Source organism: Acidobacteriota bacterium (assembly GCA_029861955.1).
Taxonomy (GTDB): Bacteria; Acidobacteriota; Polarisedimenticolia; order Polarisedimenticolales; family Polarisedimenticolaceae; genus JAOTYK01.
In genome coordinates this window covers 58,220-73,995 of the sequence record JAOTYK010000021.1, presented here as the reverse complement: position 1 = coordinate 73,995, position 15,776 = coordinate 58,220, and the positions used below count along the sequence as shown (strand labels likewise).

Here is a 15,776-nt window from a genome sequence, read left to right as displayed (position 1 = left end):
GTCGCAGGCGTCGCCAAGCGTGTCGCTGTCCGTGTCGGTCTGAGCGACGTTGGATGTTGTCGGACAGTTGTCCACATCCCCGCAGACCGTATCTCCATCAATGTCGTTGTTGGCGTCGTTGGGGCAGGTGTCGCAGGCGTCGCCAAGCGTGTCGCTGTCCGTGTCGGTCTGAGCGACGTTGGATGTTGTCGGACAGTTGTCCACGTCGCCACAGACGGTGTCACCATCGATGTCGTTGTTGGCATCGTTGGGACAGGTGTCGCAGACGTCGCCCAGCGTGTCGCTGTCGGTGTCGGTCTGACTGACGTTCGATGTCGTTGGGCAGTTGTCCACGTCACCGCAGACCGTGTCGCCATCGATGTCGTTGTTTTCGTCGTTGGGACAGGTGTCGCAGGCGTCGCCCAGCGTGTCGCTGTCGGTGTCGGCCTGGCCGACGTTGGACGTCGTCGGACAGTTATCCACGTCACCGCAGATCGTGTCACCATCGATGTCGTTGTTGGCATCGTTGGGGCAGGTGTCGCAGGCGTCGCCCAGCGTGTCGCTGTCGGTGTCGGTCTGACTGACGTTCGATGTCGTTGGGCAGTTGTCCACGTCGCCACAGACCGTGTCACCATCGATGTCGTTGTTGGCGTCGTTGGGGCAGGTGTCGCAGGCGTCGCCCAGGGTGTCGCTATCGGTGTCAGTCTGACTGACATTCGACGTAGTCGGGCAGTTGTCCACGTCACCGCAGATCGTGTCACCGTCGATGTCGTTGTTGGCGTCGTTGGGACAGGTGTCGCAGGCGTCGCCCAGCGTGTCGCTGTCGGTGTCGGTCTGCGGTGTGTTCGCCGTCGTTGGGCAGTTGTCCACATCGCCGCAGATCGTGTCGCCATCGATATCGTTGTTGGCATCGTTGGGGCAGGTGTCGCAGGCGTCGCCCAGCGTGTCGCTGTCGGTGTCGGTCTGACTGACGTTCGATGTCGTTGGGCAGTTGTCCACGTCGCCACAGACGGTGTCACCATCGATGTCGTTGTTGGCATCGTTGGGGCAGGTGTCGCAGGCATCGCCCAGGGTGTCGCTGTCCGTGTCGACCTGGCCGACGTTGGACGTCGTCGGGCAGTTGTCCACGTCACCGCAGACCGTGTCACCATCAATGTCGTTGTTGGCGTCGTTGGGACAGGTGTCGCAGACGTCGCCCAGCGTGTCGCTGTCGGTGTCGGTCTGCGGTGTGTTGGCCGTCGTTGGGCAGTTGTCCACATCGCCGCAGATCGTGTCGCCATCGATGTCGTTGTTGGCATCGTTGGGGCAGGTGTCGCAGGCGTCGCCAAGCGTGTCGCTGTCCGTGTCGGTCTGAGCGACGTTGGATGTTGTCGGACAGTTGTCCACATCCCCGCAGACCGTATCTCCATCAATGTCGTTGTTGGCATCGTTGGGGCAAGCGTCGCAGGCGTCACCGATCGTGTCGCTGTCGCCATCGGTCTGTGAGACGTTGGAGACCGTCGGGCAGTTGTCGACATCGCCGCAAAGGCCGTCGGAGTCCTCATCGTTCCCCGGGTCGTTGGGGCAGGCGTCGCAGACATCGCCCAGCCCGTCGCTATCCCCATCCGCCTGACCGGGATTGCCGATGGCGGGGCAGTTGTCCACATCGCCGCAGAGACCATCGCTGTCGATATCGTCGTCGGCGTCGTTGGGGCACGGGTCGCAGACGTCGCCAGCGCCGTCGCTGTCGGAATCGGTCTGTGGGGTGTTGGCGTTCGTCGGACAGTTGTCCACATCGCCGCACACGCCATCGGCGTCGACATCGTTGGCCGCGTCGTTGGGGCAGCTGTCGCAGACGTCACCGATCAGGTCGCCGTCCCCATCTTCCTGGCCCGGGTTGGCGTTCAGCGGGCAGTTGTCGTCGCAATTGGTGGTGACACCGTCGGGGCACGGGTTGTCGCCGGCGGTTCCACTAAAGTCACCGTCGTTGAAGATACCGTCGCTGTCGTCGTCGGGGGGGGGCGGCAACTCGTACTCGAACGCGCCGAGGTCGACGACCGCCGACTCGTCACCGATGCCGTCCTGCACACGTGGATTGCCATCCAGATCGATGGCGCCGGCCACCGTGTTGTCACCCTCGTCGATGACGGGGCTGGCAGCGCTGAGATGGAGATCTCGGGTTGCCAGATTGAAATCGACGAACAACGGATCCAACGAGATGTTGTTGTCGGACCCGATGTAGTCGCCATCGACCTTATCGAGTCCGATGTTGTCGGGAGTATTCCCGAACAGATCGTTGTAACGAATCTCGGGGTCCGAGGAGCCCGAGATCGCGATACCGCCACCGTCATTCGGTGTAGCCGTGTTGAAGACGATGATGTTGTTGATGAAGCTGGTTTCGGAGCCCGGATCGTTGGCCGGCCCGATGGCTGCCCCGCCACCGAATTCCGCCGTGTTGTCCGTCAGCGTGTTGTTGTGGAACTCGGCTGCGGACGTTCCGACGTAGACACCTCCGCCGAGGAAACCACCGACGTTCTGATCGAACACGTTGGAGTCAAACAGACCCTGAGTCGGGAAGTAAGTCGACCCCGAGTAGATCGTGCCGAGGAACAGCCCGCCACCTCGATCCGCGGCCTCGTTGTCGACGATGACGTTGCGGGAGATGTTGGGTCCCATTCCGGGGACCAGCCCATAACTGACGATGCCTCCACCGAGGGCGATCTGGTGGTTCCGTGAGATGTCGCCGGACTTGTTCTGACGGATCGTGTTGTCGGTGACAACGGCCTCGACGTTCTGGCCGATGTAGAGCCCTCCAGCCCAGGAGTAGGAGATGTTGTTCTGGTTCTGGCCCTGGGGCGAATTGGCGCTGTTGTCCTCGATCAGGTTGTAGGTGACCACCGGGTTGGTCGGGGTGGCATAGCTGGAGCCAAACAGATAGACGCCGCCGCCGAAGAAGTACTTGGTGCCGCCGTGGCTGAGATCGTTGGTGACGATCTCGTTGTTTGTGATGATCGGCGAACTGTCAAAGACGAAGACGCCGGCGCCTGTCACCGCGTTCGGAGGCGTTCCCGCACCGAAGTCGCGGAACAGGCCGTCCCCTCCGGTGATACGGAATCCCTCAAGGCGGTCGGTTGCCAATGTCCCCGAACCGAAGACGACGGCGGAGCAGGTCAGGTTGATCGTGCTGGGCAAGCAGTCGGACTGACGGATGCAGGGACGCCCGGTGGCGTCGATGGTCGTCACCGCCGGGCCGTCGGTCGAGACGACACTCACGCCTCCCAACATCCGGATCGACTCGAGGTAGGTACCCGGTCGCACCATGACGGTGCCGCCGGCAACACGAATCGCGCAGACCCCTTCCTGGATCTCGCAGTAAGGGGAGCCGGACGAACCATCCCCCGAGCCCGGGCAGGCGTCGTCGTCGACGTAGACCGTCGTCTGGGCCGATGCCACAAGGCAACAGCCCAAAAGCATCATGGCCAGTGGCAGCCACCGACCGGGGAGCGACCGCTGCAACAATATTCCCCTTTGACCCCAGCGCCGTGCCGACGCGGGGGACGCCAGTTCGTCAGAAACTCAGAGAGATATACGCGGTGAATCCGCAGCGAACAATCCCGTTCCTGTCAATTCTTGATCAGAAAAACGAGGATCCGAGAAGTGAGGGTTGGGGGATAGGGGACGGAAAGGCCGAGAATACCCTGCGTGTAATAGAAATATAAGCTTTATTCGCCTTCGTAGGTCGCGATCTGCTCCCGCAACTCCGAGATCTGGTCATCCAGGGACCGATCCTCGATCAGGTCCAACTGCTGCCGGGCCAACGGATACTCGCCACGTCGGTAGAAGCTGTACGCCAGCTTCAGGCGGAGGGCGTCCCGTTCGGCAGGATCGGACTCGTCGTCGGTCACCAACAGCACCGGGTCGGCGGAGAACGAGCGGAGCAGTTCCATGTTGCCCCACAGCGTGGGGGCGCCCAGGGCCTTCGGTGCCGAGAACTCCACCCGGGCGTTGTCGTCGGTGTTGCGCGGCGCGTCGATGACCAGGCGATCGATCTCCTCGGGACCCATCCGCAACATCGCCAGCACGTCACTGGGACGACGGATCTCCGCGCGCCCCATACTCATGCGCACCGTCAGGTCGCCCATGCGACCTTCGATCTCGTCCAGGTCCAGATCGATGGGTTCCTGGGCACCCAACAGAATCAGGTCCACGCCTCCGTAGGTCTCGAACATGACGATGTGGGGAAAGGACTTGCGAAACGCCGCGACGATCGAGCGGAGATCCTCCGGTGGCAGATAGTAGTTCTGAATCCACTGGGCGAAGATCCCACCGGGCCGAACCCGTGTCTTCGCCATCTCGAAGAAGTCCTCGGTAAACAAATTCGCGGCGACGGTCATCCAAGGATTGGACGGTTCGGAGATCAGAACGTCATACGTCTGCGACGAGAACTCCAGTTCGTTCCGTGCGTCATTGACGGAGATGTCGACCCGCTCGTCCTCCAGGACGTGGTCGTTGTGTTCGGCGAACAGCTCGGCCGCCGGGATCATCTTCTTCTCGACTTCCACCACCCGGATAGACTCCACCTCGTGGGCCGCAGCCGCTCCGACGGTGATGCCACTGGCGAGACCGATGATCATCACGTCCTTCGGGTCGTCGTGGATCAGGAGCGGAAGGTGGGCACACATGATCTGAGTCTCCACATCGCTCGACGTGGAGGCCTCGATCTTGCCGTTGACCGAGAGGTAGCGGTTTCCGTAGTCCGGCTGTTCCGCCACGAAGACCGAGGCGGTATAGCCCTCTTCTGCGTAGAGCGTGACGTTGTTCGTGTGGATCGCCTTGAGAAACTGGTCCCAGGAGTCCTTCGGTGTCTCGCCCTCGATGTCGAAGAGGTTCATGTAGACCCCGCTGTTCATCAAGCGGGTATCCCAGCCGGGCCGCATGAACGCCATCACCACCGCCAGGACGATCATGCCGCCGATCAGGACCGGCCGCCGCCGCCGGGTGACTGCGATGGCCATCACAATCCCCAAGAGCATCTCGATCACCGCCACCGCGATGACGGTGTTGAGCACGCCCAGTGTCGGGATCAGGATGAACCCGGCCATGCCGGCGCCCAGGATCGTGCCGACCGTGTTGCTGGCGTAGACGGTTCCCACCGATCCGGAAACGCCCTTCAACTCCCGGGCGTGGATCTGCAGCATCGTCGGGAAGATGCCACCGAGGGCCAGGGTCGCCGGGAACATGATCAACAGCCCCAGCACGAACTGCACGAAGAACCAGCGCCCCGGAGTCATGTCGATGCCGCTGAAGAAGACCCACGCAAAGAGTCGTGGGAGTTGTGGAAAGAGGAACGCAGTCGCCCAGGCCAGAAGACCGGCGGACCCCAGCAGCAGCGCCAGCAGCGTCCCGGGATCGACGTCCGGTCGCTTCCTGAGGTAGCGCGAGAACCAGGCGCTACCGACGGCAAGCCCCACAAGAAACGCCAGGAGCATCAGCGAGAACGCGTAGACCGAGCTTCCCATGACGAGCGCCAGCACGCGGGTCCAGGCGACCTCAAGTACCAGCGCGCCGAACCCCGAGACCGCGAACGCGACCAGGGCCAACTTCACACGCCCCGACGTGATGGATTCACGGCGGGTCTTGGTCGAAGCTGATCGCGGGTCCTCGACGGGCTTCGGCGCCGGCCGGGAGACGACGATCGCAACGACGCCCAGGGCCAGGTTGGTCGCCGCCGTTGCGTAGAGCGTCGCCTGCATGCCGATGTTGGGGATCGCCAGGAAGCCGGCCACGAAGACACCGCAGACGGCGCCGAAGGTATTGATGGCGTAGAGCCCGCCGACCTTGCCTCCGATCGTATCGGGGTCGTCGGCGACCTGTCGTGCGAGAACCGGAAGACTGGCACCCATCAGAACGGTCGGTGGGAGAAGGACGATCGCGATCCCGACGAATTTGGCAAGACTGAGAACGACGAAGGAGTCGGCGGCGCCGGCATCCCAGATCACCTGGTAGATCGGCGAGAGACTACGGAATAGAAACGGAACGATCAGGGCGTAGATCCCGATCCCGATCTCAAGCCAGCCATAGACCGCCAACGGGTGTGATCGTGACCCGGAGAATTTACGTCCTGCGACGAAGGCCCCTAACGCAAGACCGGCCATGAACGTCGACAGCACCGTACTGGTCGCAAACTGGGTGGACCCGAAGATCAGGATCAGCTGGCGCAGCCACAGCACCTGGTAGACCAGCGACGTCGCGCCCGAAAGGAGGAACAACGCGAACATTGCCAGCAGCAGGTTTGCTCGATGGGTCTGGGGCAAGACAAAACTCCTCGTGCGGAACCCGGATAAGATACCAATTCTCTCGGGAAGTGCCGCCCAAATGAAAACCGCCACCCCGGAGGATGGCGGCATCAGGGACCCGGCCTGGCGAGGCAGATCAGTCGGGGTTGGTCTCGGTCACGCCGCCCTTGCCCTTGCCTTTACCCTTGGCCTTGGTGAAGGGGTCGAACGGCGGGGCATCGCCGTCGGAGTCTTCCGTCGAGTAATTCCGAGTCTCGACGATCAATTCGCTGGAGAAGATCTCAAAGAATCGCTTCGATCGGTCGGCATCGAAGACGCGGTCGGGGTTGCGCGTCGTCACGGAGATGCCGACGGCGCGAGAGAGCGCGACCACATCGTTCTCCGTCAGCGCGCTCTCGAGTCGGATGTCACGAGGGATGCGGATGCCATTGGCGGTTAGCGCGTTGATGGCCGAAACGGCGTCGACACTCTGGTGTCCGCGGTTCCTCGCCAATTCCTGGACAAAATCCCCGACCGTGACGCTCTGGCCGGCAAGGGCGGGGGAGAGGGTCAAGCCGAGCAGTGCGGCCACAATGATGGCGCAGCTCAGAACGGCGCGACGGTTGTTCGAAAACATCTCAATCCTCCTGGAGTGGGAATCATCAGCGTTGCTGCTTTCCCATATACGCTCTATCAGTATTTTCTGCAGGTCAGAAAAGGAAAACCGCCACCCCCATCGGGGTGGCGGCTCCGAAAGCTTTGTTTTTTTGGGAGGCTTATTCCGGCTCGGTGGGGGTCATACCGCCCTTGCCCTTGCCTTTGTTCTTGCCCTTGCCCTTGGAGAACGGATCAAACGGAGGACCACTGTTACCGTTACCCGGTCCGCTTCCTTCGCCCGGGTTCTCGCCGGTGGAGTGGGTCGTCTGGGTTCCAGCGCCCAGCTCTACGGTGAAGCTCTGGAGGAATCGGTTGACCTGGTCCGTGTTGAAATCACGATCCGGTCGGCTGGTCGTGACGTTGAGACCCATCGAGCGCGAGATCGCGGCGACGGTGCCTTCGGTCAGGTTGGCACCGAGATCCAGGTCCTTCGGGAGGTTCACTCCGACGGCGGCCAGGGAATCGGTGGCGATGATGGCATCGGTTGCATTCAGGTTCTTGGCTCTGGCAAGTTCTTGGACGAACTTACCGACAGTGATGCTGTTGGCCGCGAGGGCCGGCATCGCGAACGCGACTACCATCGCAAACGCGATAGCCACCGCACTCAGACGTCTCACTCTGTTCATGAACTATGACCTCCCCGTTCAGTCTACTAACTAATCTACTAACTAAAAGGTTACCTCGTCGGTTCGGCGAAGTTACGTAGATATACGGTAATCCCAAATGTCGTCAAGTGCATTTCGCCGGGATCTAGCGCCCGATTCTTGCCCAAGTCCCTATTCGCTCGGGCGCAACTGACGGCCGGGGGTTCGCATCTCCACGTACCTAACCAGACCTAGGAGCGCGGGCAATATACGTTGAATCACAGTCCCTGCCCACGCAAAAAAAGGGCCACCGGCGAGATAATCGCCAGTGGCCCCGAGGTACCTTTTAATTTATTATGCTTATTCAGGCTCGGTCGGGGTGGTGTGCCCTTTGCCCTTGCCTTTGCTCTTGCCGTTACCCTTGCTGAAAGGGTCAAAAGCCGGGGTACCGGAAGCAGCGACGGCTCCGCCACCACCCGAGAATCCGATCTCCTCTTCGAAGGATCGGAAGTACCGGTTGACCTGGGCGCGCGTGAAGTTGGCGCTAGGTCGGCTGGTGTTCACATTCAGGCCGAGGCTCTGAGAGATTCGAGCTACGTCGCCCTCAGTCAACTGACCGTTCATGTTCAAGTCGGCCGGCAGGGTGATTCCTGCAGCGGCCAACGCGTCCACAGCGATGCTGGCATCGGTGGCGTTCAGGTTTTTTGCCTTCGCGATGGCCTGCACAAAGCCACCGACGGTGATCTCTCCAGCAGCCATAGCCGGCATGGCCAACGCCACCACCAACGCCAGTGCGACGCCGAGGTGTGAAAGCTTCGTCTTCAAAGTGACCTCCCCCCCATTGCGGGATCTCGATAAACCGTTCATTTTCATTGGTAAACAATCATAAATCTAAACCGCGTGTCGTCAAGCATACGCCTCGACGTGGGTTGATATACGATCACCGCAGGAAATCGTCAAGAGGCGGAAATGGCCGATTTCGTCATCGGGCCAAATTACAGGGTTTACCTATAATAATCAAATCACGTTTTGATCGCCCAGACCGCCGCCATGACCTCTCCCGCGCCGGCGGCGTAGAGCGCTCGAGCGCCGTTCGCCAGAGTGGTTCCCGTCGTCACCACATCGTCAATCAAGAGCACACGATCCCCTGAAAGCGGGCGTCGGCGGGCGTAGAGGTGGGGTCCGCTCCCCAGCCGGGATCCTCGATCCAGCCGCTTGAACGCCAGAGGTGAAGCCAGCGATCGACGAAGGATCCGGCGATCCAGCGGGACATCGATTCGACGGGCGACCTGCCGGGCGATCCTCTCGGCGGGGGAGAACCCTCTACGCAGATCGACCCACGGATGAGACGGCACCGGGACGACCCGGTCGAAGGTGCCGGCCGAGCTGCGCCAGGCGGCGACTCGGGCCGCCACCTGGAGACCCAGGTCGTCCAGCAACTCACGTCTGGGCTCGAGTTTTCCCTGAAGTAGCAAGCTCCGGGCGGCGTCCTCATAGAGGACACACGCAAGAAGCGGTGGGCGATCCCCGTCCCGGGCAGAACAGCGACCGCAGAGGGCCGCCGTCGGGTCGGAGGGGCGTTCTATGGGCGGGAGCTCCAGGCCGCAGACGTGACATCCGACAGGGGAGACAGACGTCGGGGAGGTCCAGCATTTCAGGCAACTGCCGTGGGCGGCGTGCCACCCTAGCACGGCTCCACAGCTCCCGCAGTCGGTGGGTAGCAGGAGGTCCACGAGGATTTCCAGGGGACGTCGTCGTCGACGCAGGTTGCCGACGTTCGGGATGGCACTCAGCACGGTCGGCCCCGGGAGGCGGGACGTTACTTGACTAGTTACCGGCGGTGTAGATCGGCGCAGGCGCCAGCCCCAACTCTTCCAGTGGAATCTCTTCGCGGAAGTTGACCTCGATGCCGTTCCACTCCCCACAGTTGTGGCAGCGCTCGGACCATTCGACGTGGGAGGAGGCGCAGAATCCGCAGGCATATTCCAGCTGGACCAGATCCAGATCCTTGATCACCTTGCGGTACTCGGTCACGGCACGCTCGTGATTCTGTCGACGTTCGTGGATCCGACCTAGCAAGAAGTGAAGGGTCGGAGCGTAGGACGACAGCCCCTGCAACCCTTCGAGGGTCGACAACGCATCGTCCAACATCTCCAATCGGAAGTAGAGCTTACCCAGATAGAACCGAGGCAGCGTGTCCTTCGACGCCTTGACGATGCAGCGTTTGAGGGACTCGATGGCCGCCAGCGGCTGCTCCCGCTGTAGGTAGTGCTCTTCCAACCGAGTGATGAAGATCGGGGAGCCGGTGGCCTCAAATCCCGCATACCATGCTTTGATCCCGTCGGACTCCTGCCCGCTCTCCATCAGGGCTTCCCCCAGCTTGGCGTGGGCCGGGATGAAATTGTCATGGTCCTTGACCAGGCGTCGCAGCCGCGCGATGGCCTCACGGCTCTTTCCGCCTCGGACCTGCTCGGCCGCCAATTCGTACTGCAGGCCGATCCCGAACCGGCGATCTTGCTCGTCGCCGGGGGCCAGCTTGACCACCCGTTCATGGGCCTCGAGGGCCTGGGCCCACCCGTCTTCCTTGACGTGAAGCGCTCGTAGTTTTCGCCAGGCGGCGACGGTGTTCTTGTTGACGCCGATGATCTTGCCGAGCTCGACACGGGCCCGGTGGATATCCCCCTTGGCCTCGAAATCGTCGACCAACGCGTAGAGCGGTCGGGTGTTGTCTTCCTTGATCAGATGCGCCTTGCGGTGGAACTCGATGGCGTCTTCATACTTGCCCTGGGCCCGTAAGACATCGCCCAGCTTGATCAGCGTGTTGAAGTGTCGGCTGTCCCGTTCGAGGACCGCGCGGAAGTGGCCCAGCGCCTCATCCTCTCGACCCTCGAGGACGGCCACCAGCGCCTTCGAGTATTCCTCCTCGATCTCGTCGGTCTTGCGACCGGCCTTCCGCAACCGGGAGCTCTCGATCATCCGACCGATCTCCCGGGACATGCCCACGACGAAGGTCCCGACGACTCCGATGGCGAAGGCGATGGCGATGACCGCCAGTACGGGTGTGGTGCGCCCCCCCCAGATCCGGAGTTCCTGGTCCAGGAGTACCTCGCTGTTCATGGCAAACAGCGACATCAACGCCAGGAGCGCAGTAAACAACGCCAGGATAAGAATGACGGAACGTACGCTCATGATCTGGGAGCCAGAAAATCCTCGTAAACCCTTAGCAATGAAACAGTAATTCAGGCCGACAAGGGCGTCAAGGACCGACGTCTAGGCCTTGTGGTACGGCAGTCCTCGCTGGAGGCTCAGAGCCCGATAGAGTTGTTCGGCCAGCACCACCCGCGCCAGCTCATGGGGAAATGTCAGGGGTGACAGGGACCAGACCAGATGCGATCGCTCCAGCACGTCGTCGTGGAGTCCCGTCGGGCCGCCGATGACGAACACACCGCGGGGGCGACACCAGCCCGGCAACTCGCGGGCCAGCTGTTCGGTGTCTCGGAGCGTCCCGGCGGGGTGGAGGGCGATCACCCGATCACGGGCGTCAAGGGTGGCAAGCAGCGACCGCGCCTCTCGTTGACGGACGTGGGCGTCGCTGTACTTCGAGCCGAGTCTCTCTTCGGGGACCCACCGGCAGTCCCAGGGCACACCCAACTGCCTTACCCGCTCCGCGTAGCGGTCGTGCAGGCGACCCGCTTCGACGTCCTTCGGCTTGCCGACGGAGAGGAGCTGGATCTTCAAGCGGGAGGTGTCGCTCGGCTGGGATCCAGGGGATCCGGGGGCAGCTCGACCGACGGCGCGTCGCCCCAGAGTCGCTCGATCCGATAGAACCGACGCTTCTCTTCATGGAAGACGTGCACCACGATGTCGATGTAGTCCATCAGGATCCACTCGGCCTGTAGGCGCCCCTCGACATGCTTGGGTTTGACGGAGAGGTTCGTCCGGAGACGATCTTCGATGGTCTCGGCGATCGCCTTGACCTGTCGGTCCGACGAACCGTGGCAGATGACAAAGTAGTCCGTCACATCGCTCAGACCCCGGAGATCCAGGATCAGCAACTCGCCGGCCTGTCGTTCCCGGGCGGCGGCGATACATTCCGTGAGTTCTGCTGGGAGGTCACCGGTCGAGGACGGCTTTTCGGAATAGAGCATCTGCTCCGAAATATACCGGGCTACCGCAGGCGGCACAAGCGCGTCGATGTCGTGACCCCGCTGGCAACGGAGGCGAATCTCGCGACTGGCAACCTCGGCGGGCTCGATCGGCAGCAGGAAGACACGCCCGCCTTGACCCAGGGCGTCCGGTACCCCGTCGATCCGATGGACCCGCCGACGCAACATCTCGGGCAGCCCATCCACCGTCGCTGGGATGCCTTGCCGTTCGGCGACGACGATGTCGAATTCATCGATCAGCGACTCCCACTCCCTCCAGCGGGGCAGGTCGATCAGGGAATCGAAGCCCGCCAGAAACACGGGATTCTCGTCGGGGTACGCGGCTCGTGCGTGGCGCATCGTCTCGATCGTGAAACCGACACCGTCGTGTTCGAGTTCCAGGGTTCCAACCTCGAGGCCATCGATGTCGCCCAGCGCCGAAGTCAACATCGCCAGACGATGGTCCACTGGCGTCAGGTCCGCGAACGGCTTGTGCGGTGGGCGGGCGGCGAGCATGAACACCACCCGGGATAGCCCAAGGCGCTCACGCATTCGCGATGCCAACCCGAGATGCCCGTGATGCGGAGGGTCGAAACAGCCACCGAAGATGCCGACGACCGGCTTCATACCGTGGGATCCGCGGCACGCAGCTCGTCGAGTCGCTCACCGACACGGTGTTTCAGTTGATCGAGTCCGTCACCACGAACCGACGACACCGCCAGGAACGGTAAGCCGTGCTCCGTCGCCCACGCCTCGACCCGCTGCTGGGTCTCTCCGTCGGCCAGCGAGTCGGTCTTGGTCAGCACGATCATCTCGGGTTTCTTTGCCAACTCCGCCGAGTAGTGTCGCAGTTCGTCACGGATGGCGACGATGCCGTCGATGGGATCTCGCTCGTAGCCGGTGCCGTCTACCAGATGTAGAAGGAGACGGCAGCGTTCGACGTGACGCAGAAATCGGATGCCCAGTCCCGCGCCGGTGTGGGCGCCTTCGATCAGTCCCGGGATGTCCGCCACGACGAACGACCGGTACCCCCCACGATCGACTACGCCAAGATTCGGTTCCAATGTCGTGAATGGGTAGTCGGCGATCTTCGGTCGTGCAGCCGAGATTCGCGAGATCAGCGTGGACTTGCCGGCGTTGGGGAATCCGATGAGGCCCACGTCGGCCAGCAGTTTCAGTTCCAATCGAAACGTCGACTCGAGACCCGGGAAGCCGGGCTCCCAACGTGTCGGCGCGCGATGGGTCGCCGTCTTGAACTTCGCATTCCCACGGCCGCCGTCGCCACCGCGCGCGGCGCAGAATCGCTGCCCCGGTTCGGTCAGATCGGCGAGAGACTGAACGCCGTCGACATCGAGAACCTGGGTTCCCACCGGCACCTTGAGGATCAGGTCGTGTGCGGAACGTCCGGTCTTGTCGGACCCCTGTCCGTGCTGACCGCGTTCCGCCCGGTGCTCTCGTTTGAAGCGGTAGGCCAGGAGTGTGGAAGTATCGAGATCGGCTTCCAGCCAGATCGAACCGCCGCTTCCGCCGTCGCCACCGTTGGGGCCACCATGCTCGACGTATTTTTCCCGCCGGAACGAACAGCAGCCGTTTCCGCCGTCGCCGCCCCGAAGGGTGACCGTGACTTCATCGACGAACATGGAAGGGGATGCCTACGCCGCGCAAATCGAGGCGCGACTTGCCGTCAATCGACGGGATCGACCCGAACGAATCGGCCGCGACGGCCTCGGGACTCGAACTCGACCCGCCCGTTGATCAGTGCGAAGAGTGTGTCGTCCTTGCCGCGCCCGACGTTGAGACCCGGCTTGATGGGCGTCCCACGCTGACGGACGATGATGGTGCCGCCGTGAACCAGTTCGCCTGCGAAACGCTTGACGCCCAACCGCTTGGACTGGGAGTCGCGCCCGTTTCTGGAACTACCACCTGCTTTTTTATGAGCCATTGCTTCGCCTATCCGTCGATCGATTCGATCTTGACGGCCGTGTAGTTCTGACGGTGTCCGGCACGCTTGCGGTTTGAATTCTGTCGCGGCTTGTAGGTGTAGATGTGGATCTTCTTATGTCGGCCGTGTTCGACGATGGATCCACGCACCGTAGCTGCGTCGACCGTGGGACTTCCGACACGGGTGTCGTCGCCAGCGTCGCCTTCACTTCCGCCCAGCATCAGGACGCGATCGAAGACTATCTCACCGCCGACGTCGCCAGGCAGCGTATCCAGCTTGACCACGTCGCCGACATGGACACGCACTTGTTTCCCGCCCGTTTCGATCACCGCAAACATGATGAGACTCTCCCGTACCCGACAAAGGGAGGCACTATAGACAGGCGCCCCAGGGGTGTCAAGAGACGGGGAAGCGACAGGAAATCAGCGACTTTTGAGGTCCATCAGCACCTGTTTGACGACCCCCTTGAGGGTGTTGAAGACGCCGTTGCCATTGGTGGCCACGGCCTCGAAGATCGGCTCGTTATTCAGCCTGAGGGCTTTTCCCATCTCCTCGGCGCTGACCGCCGTCGGGAGATCTCGCTTGTTCAGCTGGAGGACGTAGGGCACCTTCTCGAGATCGTAGCCGTGCTGACTCAGGTTACCTCTAAGGTTGTCGATGGCCTCGAGATTGGCATCCATACGCATCTCCTGTGAATCTGCGACGAAGACCACACCGTCGACCCCCTTGAGGATCAGCTTCCGGGAGGCATCGTAGAAGACCTGCCCGGGGACGGTGTAGAGGTGAAATCGTGTTCTGAATCCGCGAATCGTCCCCAATTCGATGGGTAGGAAATCGAAGAAGAGGGTCCGATCGGTCTCCGTGGCCAGGGAGATCAGCTTGCCCTTGGCGTCGGTGCGGGTCTTGGCGTGGATCCACTGAATATTGGTGGTCTTGCCACACAGGCCGGGGCCGTAATAGACGATCTTGCAGTTGATCTCTCTGGCGGCGTAGTTAATAAACGTCATTGTATTCGTGCCCGCATGCTAACCGAATAATGCGTCAATATCGTCATCGGTAATCTCTGAAAACGACTCTTGGCTGCTTCCGACGCCGGCCGACTCCTGCTGATCCCGCCCGAGGACCTCTCCGACCGCGGTCGCGAGGGTCTCGGCGTGCTGGCTGACCCGCAGGCGCACCAGGCCCAGGGAGGACCGTTCGTCGAAGATCAGCAGCAAGATCATCTTCTCGGCGATCAGGCTGATATGCAGGTTGTCCTTCTCGCCTTCGTGGTACAGGGTCGTGAAGGAGCCCTCGCCGATCATCTCTGCCAGCCCCTCGGTCGCCGCGACGTTTCCCGCCGTCAGGGACGCCAGGGCCGTCGGGTCTAGCGTCTCCACTTCGCCGACCGAGGCCAGCTGCTGGCCGTTCTTGTCGATGAGGAAGATAAAGCGGGCGTTGGAGACCTCTCGAAGTTCATCGAGAAGATCGACAAATGTCGTGTGATCCTCTTCATGGATCACCAGATTGGAGCCGGACATGCACACCCCATCCTGGCCACCAGTAATTAAAGTAATTTAAGCGGGTGGCCTCTTCAGTAATGTAGGGTCCGTCGCCGTCCAGGAGCAAGCCTAGAACCGGTTTCGCCCCTCGAAGGCCCGGCGGAGGGTCAGATCGTCGGTGTACTCCAGTTCGCTGCCCGCAGGGAGCCCCTGCGCCAGCCGAGAGACAACGATTTCACGAGAAGCCAGAAGACGGGCCAGATAGACCGCCGTCGCCTCGCCCTCGACGTTGGGGTTGGTCGCCAGAACGACTTCACGGATGGACTCGGACTCGAGCCGATCGATGAGCGGCTGGATATGAAGTTGCTCGGGACCGATGTCTCGTAGCGGGCTGAGCGCCCCACCGAGGACATGGTAGAGACCTCGGAAGGCGGAGGTCCGTTCGAATGCCAGGATGTTGGTGGGACCCTCGACGATGCAGAGGAGGCCGGCGTCCCGACCGGGGTCGGCACAGATCGGGCAGAGCGGATCCTCGGCGAGGTTGAAACAACGTTCGCAGTCACGGATCCGCTCGCGAAGCTCCCGAATGGTGGTCGAGAGGGCCAGCGCATCCTCCACCGGTGCCCTCAGGAGGTGAAACGCCAGACGCTGGGCCGTCTTGCGCCCCACACTCGGCAGCTTGCTGAGCTCTTCGATGACCCGTTCGATCGGGAACGCCAGATTCGCCACGTCGA

Annotated in this window: 15 protein-coding genes; all 15 read right to left on the bottom strand. The window is 62.0% G+C overall.

Translation table 11 applies throughout. From position 1 onward, the window contains the following. On the bottom strand, positions 1-3,474 hold a 3,474-nt coding region (locus OES25_11750), incomplete at its 3' end, for a thrombospondin type 3 repeat-containing protein (protein ID MDH3628307.1). Positions 3,475-3,680: 206 nt separating this feature from the next. Continuing rightward, positions 3,681-6,272, bottom strand: a complete 2,592-nt coding sequence (locus tag OES25_11745) for a fused MFS/spermidine synthase (protein ID MDH3628306.1) — start codon at positions 6,270-6,272, stop codon at positions 3,681-3,683. A gap of 118 nt (positions 6,273-6,390) precedes the next feature. Then, positions 6,391-6,870 carry a hypothetical protein gene (locus OES25_11740; protein ID MDH3628305.1) on the bottom strand — a complete coding sequence of 160 codons (480 nt, stop codon included), beginning with the start codon at positions 6,868-6,870 and terminating at the stop codon, positions 6,391-6,393. A 139-nt stretch (positions 6,871-7,009) separates the two neighbouring features. Then, complete coding sequence (locus tag OES25_11735) at positions 7,010-7,516, bottom strand: hypothetical protein (GenBank protein MDH3628304.1); 507 nt, start codon at positions 7,514-7,516, stop codon at positions 7,010-7,012. 318 nt (positions 7,517-7,834) lie between these two features. Further along, positions 7,835-8,299, bottom strand: coding sequence for a hypothetical protein (locus tag OES25_11730; GenBank protein MDH3628303.1), 465 nt, complete (start codon positions 8,297-8,299; stop codon positions 7,835-7,837). Positions 8,300-8,496: 197 nt separating this feature from the next. Next, on the bottom strand, positions 8,497-9,270 hold the full coding sequence (locus OES25_11725; GenBank protein ID MDH3628302.1) for a phosphoribosyltransferase family protein: 774 nt from the start codon (positions 9,268-9,270) through the stop codon (positions 8,497-8,499). Between the two features lie 31 nt (positions 9,271-9,301). Then, positions 9,302-10,663 (bottom strand): tetratricopeptide repeat protein, encoded by a 1,362-nt coding sequence (locus OES25_11720; protein ID MDH3628301.1) that lies wholly within the window; start codon positions 10,661-10,663, stop codon positions 9,302-9,304. A gap of 81 nt (positions 10,664-10,744) precedes the next feature. After that, positions 10,745-11,212 (bottom strand): 23S rRNA (pseudouridine(1915)-N(3))-methyltransferase RlmH, encoded by a 468-nt coding sequence (locus OES25_11715; GenBank protein ID MDH3628300.1) that lies wholly within the window; start codon positions 11,210-11,212, stop codon positions 10,745-10,747. Continuing rightward, complete coding sequence (gene nadD / locus OES25_11710; GenBank protein ID MDH3628299.1) at positions 11,209-12,246, bottom strand: nicotinate (nicotinamide) nucleotide adenylyltransferase; 1,038 nt, start codon at positions 12,244-12,246, stop codon at positions 11,209-11,211. The genes OES25_11715 and nadD overlap by 4 nt, the downstream gene beginning before the upstream one ends. Next, positions 12,243-13,259 (bottom strand): GTPase ObgE, encoded by a 1,017-nt coding sequence (gene obgE, locus OES25_11705; protein MDH3628298.1) that lies wholly within the window; start codon positions 13,257-13,259, stop codon positions 12,243-12,245. Before obgE ends, nadD begins: the two co-directional genes overlap by 4 nt. Before the next feature lie 44 nt (positions 13,260-13,303). Beyond that, positions 13,304-13,561, bottom strand: a complete 258-nt coding sequence (gene rpmA / locus OES25_11700; protein ID MDH3628297.1) for a 50S ribosomal protein L27 — start codon at positions 13,559-13,561, stop codon at positions 13,304-13,306. A gap of 8 nt (positions 13,562-13,569) precedes the next feature. Then, positions 13,570-13,899: a 50S ribosomal protein L21 gene (rplU, locus tag OES25_11695; protein MDH3628296.1), complete on the bottom strand. Its 330-nt coding sequence runs from the start codon at positions 13,897-13,899 to the stop codon at positions 13,570-13,572. An 84-nt stretch (positions 13,900-13,983) separates the two neighbouring features. Beyond that, a complete protein-coding gene (locus OES25_11690) occupies positions 13,984-14,568 on the bottom strand; it encodes an ADP-ribosylation factor-like protein (GenBank protein ID MDH3628295.1) in 585 nt (194 codons plus the stop codon). Between the two features lie 18 nt (positions 14,569-14,586). After that, positions 14,587-15,081, bottom strand: a complete 495-nt coding sequence (locus OES25_11685) for a roadblock/LC7 domain-containing protein (protein ID MDH3628294.1) — start codon at positions 15,079-15,081, stop codon at positions 14,587-14,589. Between the two features lie 90 nt (positions 15,082-15,171). Further along, positions 15,172-15,771 (bottom strand): recombination mediator RecR, encoded by a 600-nt coding sequence (gene recR / locus OES25_11680; protein MDH3628293.1) that lies wholly within the window; start codon positions 15,769-15,771, stop codon positions 15,172-15,174. Positions 15,772-15,776: the final 5 nt, after the last annotated feature.

Excerpts from the sequence above, each read along its gene's own strand:
- OES25_11740 (MDH3628305.1), bottom strand. The coding sequence starts at position 6,870 with ATGTTTTCGAACAACCGTCGCGCCGTTCTGAGCTGCGCCATCATTGTG.
- OES25_11735 (MDH3628304.1), bottom strand. The coding sequence starts at position 7,516 with ATGAACAGAGTGAGACGTCTGAGTGCGGTGGCTATCGCGTTTGCGATG.
- OES25_11720 (MDH3628301.1), bottom strand. The coding sequence starts at position 10,663 with ATGAGCGTACGTTCCGTCATTCTTATCCTGGCGTTGTTTACTGCGCTC.
- nadD (MDH3628299.1), bottom strand. The coding sequence starts at position 12,246 with ATGAAGCCGGTCGTCGGCATCTTCGGTGGCTGTTTCGACCCTCCGCAT.
- obgE (MDH3628298.1), bottom strand. The coding sequence starts at position 13,259 with ATGTTCGTCGATGAAGTCACGGTCACCCTTCGGGGCGGCGACGGCGGA.
- rpmA (MDH3628297.1), bottom strand. The coding sequence starts at position 13,561 with ATGGCTCATAAAAAAGCAGGTGGTAGTTCCAGAAACGGGCGCGACTCC.
- rplU (MDH3628296.1), bottom strand. The coding sequence starts at position 13,899 with ATGTTTGCGGTGATCGAAACGGGCGGGAAACAAGTGCGTGTCCATGTC.
- OES25_11690 (MDH3628295.1), bottom strand. The coding sequence starts at position 14,568 with ATGACGTTTATTAACTACGCCGCCAGAGAGATCAACTGCAAGATCGTC.
- OES25_11685 (MDH3628294.1), bottom strand. The coding sequence starts at position 15,081 with ATGTCCGGCTCCAATCTGGTGATCCATGAAGAGGATCACACGACATTT.